Genomic DNA, 8,342 nt, shown 5'->3' on the forward strand with positions numbered 1-8,342 from the left:
TGGTGTGTATGTTGAAACACACACCACACAAACTCAACTACGATTTAACGGTTTTCGAATCTATTGTAGTCAAGTAAACCAAATTCGATAGGTTGATCTTGCTGGTACCATGCATGAATTTGGTCGCTAAACACCCAAAATTCAGGATTGCTCCGGCGAATTGAGAATGCATCCAATAAGTTGGTGTAATCATCATTGTTGCGCATATTTTTTAGCATATTAACCAATGTTGGGATTTGCGCCTCTTTAAGTGACAAATACGCAGCAGGGTAACTGCCGATTACCCCACGGACTAAGGTTAAATCGTCGTGTTGGTAATCTCGGTTGCTCTCTTCATCAAACAAACTCGAAATATTGGTATGGGCATTGTTGTGCAAGAGAGTAAACAGTTGCTTTTGCCCATGATTGCTTTCGATCATTAACATCATGATTTGTGGTATTGGGCGTAAACCTTCGCCTTTAATTTCCCCGATGTTACGCAGTAATGTTTCGTTGCTACGACTAAACCCAGTATCTACGATGTCATATCGCGGCTTAAGCACAGGTTTCAGTTGTTTATGTAAAATATCAAACAGTTCCGCTTTGGGGTTATCTGTGCGGTAAGGTATTTGTGTCGGTTGATCAAAGGGTTTGACGTTACGTTGTAAGAAATCACTTAACTGACGACTTTGGTCTTGATACCAACTCGACTGCTCTTTATGGCGAACATCACGTGGAAGCAGTGCAACAAAGTTACTTTCTCCTTCTAGGCGTAAGAAGTCCATATACATGCGCGTAATAAGTTGATGACCAAAGTTACCATAGACATCAAAACCAGCCACAAGAAGGTAATGGATGCGCTCTAGCAGTGCATAATCGAGCACCCATGCCGTTTTTGGTGGCGAGCCGACCATTCCTTTCACAACAGACGCACTATCAAAATGACGGAAAATGGTTAAGGCTGCATTTGGATTCGTGCCGTTGCCGGTCCAAATAACGTTAGTATCAAGGTGTTTCCCATCTTTAAACCAATCGTTGATAAACTCAGATTTGGCTTCAAGGTAACGGGCTTGTTGGCGCGAATAGGCAACCCAATTGGTAATGGGTAGAGCCGTGTTTTCCAGTTCACCGGGCAATTTCAAATTGTCAGCTTGTGAGCGGTAGAATCTATCAACTTCAGGTATGTCGCTTTTATCTGGATCTAAGAAGAATATCCAGAAACGGTCATTGATGACGTTTAACGCCAATTGTCCACGGCATACTGGGCCTTTGATAAAGGCAGAAATAGTGTTTTGCGCGTTATCAAGCATAAACTTAAAACGGGATTTAACTGGTAACTCAATGAAGGCTGTCATTGGGTTAGCTGCAATTTCTGGCGCGTAACTAGGCAGTTGTTTTACGTGATAATCATCACCAAAAAACCACAGTTTCCAATCCGCCATTCGTTTCGCATTGAGCGAAAACGGCATGTGTGTTTTATCAACAATGGTGCCTTGTTCGGGAATGAGACGGTAGAACACTCGCGCCACTTGGGGGTCATCATACGGGCGGCGTGTTGTTATACGTTTTACTGGTTCACCCGGAGGCGTAGCAGAGCGAACTAAACTAAAGAATCGCGGTGAGGTGTCATTCAATTCAGAAAAATAAAGATGTGATAAAAACAGGTGTTCATACACGTAGCGAGCTACGATCTGGTGCTTGAGGCTATTACCATTGAATAATACTTCATACTCATTTACGAGTGCTTGTTGTTCGAGGGTTAAAGGGATGGCTTTATTCATAATTGCGCCATCTTGTAACCAACTAAGAAGAGTATTGTATTCAGGATTGGTTAGATTGGGCATGCCATAAGGCATTCCCCATGTTGGGTAGTCTTGCTGATATTGGTCTAATTCTTCGATGGTGGGGCAAACTTGTTCACGGTCTGTAGCAAAATCAAACTCTTCCAATTGCACTTGGTCTGGTAAGGGGTGCTCTTGTTTTAGCATCAATAGGCGTGCCACCAATCCCGCTTCAATATTGGCGGTTGGGTTTTGATTGCGTTCGTTGAGTACAGGGTGGAACCCTAAAGAACGCCATTGTTCAGTGGTGTCGGCGTCTTCAAATAATCGACTTGGCGTTGCTGCGGTTAAGCGAGTACCTTGGTAGATCTGGTCTTTACTGGCACCACGGTCAATACCTTCAACTGAACTCATTTTTAATTGGCAGGGCGCATCATAACAAGCGTGGCAAACGACACAGCGGTTATCAATAATAGGTTTAACATGGCTGAGGAACTGGTCACTTTGCTCTGTGGCAAGTTCAGCTCGGCGTTGACGAACTTCGGCTTCACCAAACATTTGATCATAATTGAGACCTGCATAGGTTGCACAGCCAGCGAAGATGGTCACAAGACCTAAAATAAGTAATTTGCGTAAATTCATTGCTTACGAGTGTTATTCGAATAATAACAATTAGTATAACGTTTTCTTATCGTTGCGTTTAGTTCCATACGACATTTTATTGGTTGCTTTGGTCTTAATTGCTAGGTCCTTTTACTTCTACCCATGGTCGGTAGCGAGTGCTTTGCTGGTTCCCATTCGACTCGAACAGGCAAAAAAAAGGCTTACCACGAGGGTAAGCCTTTTAAATTGTAATTCGACTAATTACGCGTTTTTCAGCTCAGCTACTTTTGCTTCTGTCAGTGGCTTAGTTACGAACGCGAGTACAACACACACTGCCATCATTGATGCAGAGATGGTGTATGCTAGAGCGTAGCCTTCACCGTTAGTCATTGAGAAACCGACAATTGCAGCACCGATTGCACCACCAATACCCCATGCAGTGTACAGCACACCGTAGTTGGTACCGTAGTTTTTCAGGCCGTAGAATTCAGCGGTTAGAGTTGGGAATACCGCCAATAGAGTACCGTAACCAACGGCCGCAATAGCAGTACCAATGATCAGCGTTACTTCTGATTGGAAGGTGACGAAAAGTACCATGTTGATACCTTGCAACATGAAAGCGATAAGTAACGTACGAACACCACCAATTTTATCAGCTAGCATGCCAGCAGCCACACGACCGCCTGAGTTAAAAATAGCTAACAGAGAGGCAAGGTAAACTGCGTTAGGCAGGTTAGCTTGAACGCTTGCGATTGTTGTGATGTTACCGATGATCATTAGACCAACAGAAGCAGCGAACGCGTACATGATCCATAGTGAGTAAAACTGTGGCGTTTTTAGCATTGCCTTCCAAGTAAGGTCTTGTGACTTCTTAGCTACTTTCGGTGTTTGACCGTCTTTTACAACAGGCTCAGCTGGAGTGTAGTCTGCTGGTGGGTTGCTAATCGTTGCCGCCAATGGAACCGCAATCGCAAGAATACCAACACCTAGGATCATAAAACTGGTTTGGATACCCATGCTGCTGATAAGCGCTGAGGTAAGTGGCGCAAGATAAATTGCCGCAAGACCAAAGCCTGCTGCGATTACACCATTAACCATACCTTTCTTTGAAGAATGAAACCATTTCATTGCAGAAGGGGCTAGACATGCATAACCGAAACCAATACCAGCACCTGTCATAACACCAAACGTGATGTTTAACATCATTGGAGTATCAACAAAACCAGAAGCGATCATACCCAGACCCGTCAGGATAGTGCCTAGGATAAGGATCATGCGCGGACCCATACGGTCTTGTAGTATACCTGCGACCAAAAGGCAGATAGAGAAAGTGATAGTCGCAGTTGCGTAAGGGGCTGACGCTTCAGCCGCACTCCAACCTGATTCAGTGACCAGCGCTTTGTTAAATACACTCCAAGCATACAGGATGCCAAGACAAAGGTTGATACAAAATCCTGCTAATAGGATGCGCATAGCTTTATCAATCTTGCTCATTTTAATTCTCATTTTGCCCGCGAAAGAGGATGGGTTAACACACGATTTATTCAAAATATGTTTGCGTTTATCAACGTTCAACACAATGGGCGCGAATTATAACCAAATAAAATGTGATTGGAATCACTTTTTGTGAGAATTATAAGAATATAACTAATTTTAAGAGCAGTAAGGAAACGGCGAGGGTATCAATAGAGGATCAGGGAAAGCGTGTGCAATTTCATCTTGGGAATAAATGGGTAGTTAGCTCGTCGTAAGGTATCTGTCGCGGTGAACTACAGCTAGGTAAGGTTTTTGTCAATTTATCCCCCACATGATTCCCAATAAGAGCCACTCAGAGTAGCATGCGCGAAATTTTTCTGAGGTAGTAGTAATGAAAATGAAAGCAGTAACAATGACTGTAGTCGCAGCACTTGGCGTTTCTTCTTTAACAGGCTGTATGGGGCAAATGGCCACAACGGGTTTAGTACACAAATTCAACTTAGAAATTGTGGACAATCGCTATGGGCGTGAAGGTATGTTCTTATTGTTGTCGCCAGTTTATGGCATCACAGGTACAGTTGATCTATTCATTTTCAATGCGATCGAATTCTGGACGGGGACAAACCCAATCTCAGGTAAATCACCGGCGGTTGTCGATACACCAACTAAGAACTACATCAAAGTGAATGCTCAACTAGACCCGTCACTAACAGGTGTGCCGTTGACTAATAATAGCGACATTGAAAATGCGACGATGCAACAGATCGATGAAAATACCATGCAGATGGAAATCACATACCTTAACGGTGAGCAAAAAGTACTTCGTGGTGAGAAAGGTGCAGATTCTGTCGACTTCTACCTTGATGACCAACTAGTGACGACAGTATCAAATAGAGAACTGAACGATTACATAACTTCTGCTCGAATCTAATCCACTTCTTTTTAAGCCTCTTCTTCGATGAAACGAGGGAGAGGTAATGCATATTTTTTTGATCTTCAATCCAAAACGGTAGCTTATACATCCACCTTACATTTATATGAGATCTAGCTCGTAACATTCACAGTCGTTATATATAAAAAGCTAAATATCAACTATACACAACGGTAAGCGTCATTTACGTCGTGAAAAACGCATCCAAGGATGCTTCAATGTAGTTAGAGGTTTGTTGTGGTTCGTTTTCTGTTACTAGCGTTGGTTTTTCTCGTTCCTTTTTCTTATGCAGCTAACAAAAATGATGATGTATTGATCATCGCTAACTCAAAAGCTTGGAAGCCTTTTTCATTTATTAATGACAAGGGGGAGCCAGACGGAATTCTCATTGACTACTGGAAAGAATTCTCACGAGTAACGGGAACCCGAGTCGAATTTTTGCTTGTTGATTGGAAAGACTCATTGGATGCAGTAAAGGATGGGCGAGCTGATCTTCATGCTGGGCTTCTTTGGTCTCGTGAGCGAGATGGTTATCTTGATTACAGCCAACCGATAATTACGATTGATACCCAACTATTTATTAATCACAAGCGGCTTAATGTTGATGTCAGCGAGCTATTAGCGGGGAAACACAAATTCACGCTAGGAGCGGTTGAAGGGGGATTCGAACATAGTTACGCAAAGGATAATTACCCTCAGCTAACAATAAAGACGTTCGCTAATAACTCTTATATGGTGGAGGCTGCACTTGAAGGTAATATAGACGCGTTTATTGCTGACCTACAAGTCGCTAATTTCTATTTTCATAGTACCAAAGCCGCAACACAGTTCGCCAGTGTTCAACATCTTTACTCCGGAGTACTCAGACCTGCGGTAGCACATAATGATCGAATATTATTGGTCCAACTGGCTAAAGGAATGATAAAAATAAGCAATGAAACCAAGAACAGGCTCTTTAGCCGCTGGATGTATATAGAGACGGTCTATCCGAGTTACTTAGTGCCTGTTCTCGTGATTGCACTACTCATCGCTGTGTTTAGCTATATGGTAATACTGCGTTTAGCGGTTCGCTCTAAAACTCGAGCGTTGGAAAAAGCCAACTGTGAATTGAAGTATCTTTCAGAAACAGACCAATTAACAGGCTTAAGCAACCGTTATCATTTTTATGCACAATTCTCAAAGCGCGTCTCAAACAGTGGCACAGTGTGTGTCATGCTATTTGATATTGATGACTTTAAATTAATCAATGACACTTTTGGGCATCAGGTTGGTGATGTTGTTATCCAAGCTGTGGGCAAAGCGGTGAACCGCATCACGGGAAAGAAGCACCTTATCGGACGGATAGGCGGAGAAGAGTTTGCTGTTGTATGTACAAATACTAATCTCGAACAAGCCACTAAACTAGCTGAGTGCTTGTGCGAGTCTGTACGTGAACTCATTCTATTTGAAGATAATAAACAAGTGACGGTTAGTCTAGGTTGCGCCTATTACCATCAATCTAGTGAAGAGATCTCCTTGTCTGAAGCTGATAGTTTGATGTATCAAGCTAAAGCAATGGGAAAAGACCAGTTTGTACTTGAACAATTTCAACAAGTGCCAGTTCATCCAATCAGCCAAGTTGGTTAGCGCATACAAATTAAGATACTCGCTTTACTTTAGTTAATGTTCGCCTACCGAGGCAAACGGAAGGTAAATTTGATGAAAGGAACAGCATTCTGCTGCTTTAGTCGGCAGTTGAGCGTGAATTAGTAAAAAAACACTTTTCTTTTCAGTTATATGTGGCATATTGAACAGGTCTTCAAGGCATAGCGTACTTCGTATAATGGCTATTACCTCAGCCTTCCAAGCTGATGATGCGGGTTCGATTCCCGCAGTACGCTCCAATCTTTCTTGAAGTTTAAACCTCCCAAGTTATTTAAAATAAAGCGCTTTACGGCGTGCTTTTTCACATCTGTTGTTCCATGAAAGATGATTTTTAGAATCAACTTCATAGCTGGTGGCTTTTTGGTGCACAAAATGGTGCTCAAAACTAAATTGAAGCTAAATGGTTTCCTATGGGCTAAATATTAACAGATGGCTTTATTCGTTATATTTCCAGAACATAAAACATCTTGGCAGCGGGTTATCACTACTTGTTGCTTGTTGAAGCATAAGCGCTCAATGACGTATTGATCCTATTCGGATAATATTTTCGATAAAGGACTGACAACGCCGTTAGCTCCCCTATCTATGATATGGGTATATACTTGTGTTGTCTTTAGGTCTGAGTGCCCAAGTTGTTCTTGAACAGTTCTTATGTCAGCGCCGTTTTGAAGAAGGTGCGTAGCAAATGAATGCCTTAAGGTGTGGCATGAGATGTTTTTATCAATGTTCGCCTTTTGACCAGCAATCTTAATGTGTTTTTGGAGAGCTGTTGGATGTATATGGTGTCTACGCAACACTCCGGTTTGTAAATCTGGTGATAAGCGAGCAGAAGGAAAGAGAAACTGCCAATTTAAGTTATTTTCTGCATTCGGGTATTTTTTTGCTAGGGCTTCAGGTAAAAACACACCAGAGAATGCTTCATTATGAATATCTTGTTGATGGTAGTCTGCGGCTCTTTGCTGTTGTTGCTTAATGGCGAAAAAAAGCTCCGGAGCGATGGTTACAAAACGGTTCTTACCACCTTTGCCCTGCCATACACGCACAGATTTATACTCATAATCAATATCTTGTACTCGCAAGCGCACACACTCCATCAAACGTAATCCAGACCCGTACATCAATTGAAAAGGCAATTTATAGTTAGGTAAGCAGTGGTTAAAGAGCCTTTCAATTTCTTTGGGCGTCATAACGGTCGGTAATTTACGAGACTTGTCGGAACGCCGAAATTGCATATCAAGGTTGATGGGTTCAAGAAGAATATCTTTGTATAAAAAGACCAATGCATTCAGAGCTAGGCTCTGAGTCTTTTTTGCCGACTTTCTGTTCACAACCAAATGAGTCAAGAAATCTTCAACATGCCTTGAGTTCATTGTTTTTGGATGCGTTTTGTCATGATAAAGAATGTATTGGTGGATCCAATAAATGTACGCCTCTGTTGTTCGAAGGGCATAGTGTCTTCCCAGCATATACTCTTGTATATAAGATAAAAACGGTGAATTTTTCATTTTAATTTTTACTGGTTATATATACATGCTTTCTAGTTTGGCACATTGATTCGTGCTATACAGAAAAAGTCTGCATTTTGGGATGCATACTGAAAGCAATCGTTCGTAAGCTACTGTTAATTTTCATAAAAACGAGGTAGGGTTAACGCCATTAAGATATTAGATAGAATAGAATGATATTTAAATACAGAATTTTTCTGTCTAATAACTGTTATATAGTGACGGAAGTAGCAATGTAGGGTGTAAGCTGTGTGTCTCAAAGCTTAATTAGCAGCGAAGTCGTTGTTTAATAGAACAAATTAGGCTGAGTGCAGGCAATCCTCATGCTACCCTTAAAGCTAAGTTTGTCTGCTTAATACGCTGGCGATTAAAGACAGAACAAACGGAGCTTTAAGGTAAGGCATTTCCCTTCACCTCTGCATC

5 protein-coding genes and 1 tRNA gene are annotated in these 8,342 nt (G+C 41.9%); 3 read left to right on the plus strand and 3 right to left on the minus strand.

Going from position 1 to position 8,342, the window contains the following annotated elements:
- Positions 1–44: 44 nt before the first annotated feature.
- Positions 45–2,402 (minus strand): fatty acid cis/trans isomerase, encoded by a 2,358-nt coding sequence (locus tag L4C38_RS19220; RefSeq protein WP_428799165.1) that lies wholly within the window; start codon positions 2,400–2,402, stop codon positions 45–47.
- 222 nt (positions 2,403–2,624) lie between these two features.
- Positions 2,625–3,857, minus strand: a complete 1,233-nt coding sequence (locus tag L4C38_RS19225; RefSeq protein WP_428799166.1) for an L-lactate MFS transporter — start codon at positions 3,855–3,857, stop codon at positions 2,625–2,627.
- A gap of 373 nt (positions 3,858–4,230) precedes the next feature.
- On the opposite strand from L4C38_RS19225, the gene L4C38_RS19230 reads away from it, so the two are divergent.
- From L4C38_RS19230 to L4C38_RS19240, 3 genes are all read left to right on the plus strand, one after another.
- Positions 4,231–4,770 (plus strand): DUF3332 domain-containing protein, encoded by a 540-nt coding sequence (locus L4C38_RS19230; RefSeq protein ID WP_428799167.1) that lies wholly within the window; start codon positions 4,231–4,233, stop codon positions 4,768–4,770.
- A 237-nt stretch (positions 4,771–5,007) separates the two neighbouring features.
- Complete coding sequence (locus L4C38_RS19235) at positions 5,008–6,396, plus strand: transporter substrate-binding domain-containing diguanylate cyclase (RefSeq protein WP_428799168.1); 1,389 nt, start codon at positions 5,008–5,010, stop codon at positions 6,394–6,396.
- Between the two features lie 182 nt (positions 6,397–6,578).
- A tRNA-Gly gene (locus L4C38_RS19240) sits at positions 6,579–6,653 on the plus strand.
- Between the two features lie 291 nt (positions 6,654–6,944).
- Here L4C38_RS19240 and L4C38_RS19245 read toward each other — a convergent pair.
- Positions 6,945–7,919 carry an integron integrase gene (locus tag L4C38_RS19245; RefSeq protein ID WP_428799169.1) on the minus strand — a complete coding sequence of 325 codons (975 nt, stop codon included), beginning with the start codon at positions 7,917–7,919 and terminating at the stop codon, positions 6,945–6,947.
- Between the last annotated feature and the right edge of the window lie 423 nt (positions 7,920–8,342).

This window comes from Vibrio kasasachensis (assembly GCF_050337565.1).
GTDB classification, from domain to species: Bacteria; Pseudomonadota; Gammaproteobacteria; order Enterobacterales; family Vibrionaceae; genus Vibrio; species Vibrio kasasachensis.

Excerpts from the sequence above, each read along its gene's own strand:
- L4C38_RS19220 (WP_428799165.1), bottom strand. The coding sequence starts at position 2,402 with ATGAATTTACGCAAATTACTTATTTTAGGTCTTGTGACCATCTTCGCT.
- L4C38_RS19225 (WP_428799166.1), bottom strand. The coding sequence starts at position 3,857 with ATGAGCAAGATTGATAAAGCTATGCGCATCCTATTAGCAGGATTTTGT.
- L4C38_RS19230 (WP_428799167.1), top strand. The coding sequence starts at position 4,231 with ATGAAAATGAAAGCAGTAACAATGACTGTAGTCGCAGCACTTGGCGTT.
- L4C38_RS19245 (WP_428799169.1), bottom strand. The coding sequence starts at position 7,919 with ATGAAAAATTCACCGTTTTTATCTTATATACAAGAGTATATGCTGGGA.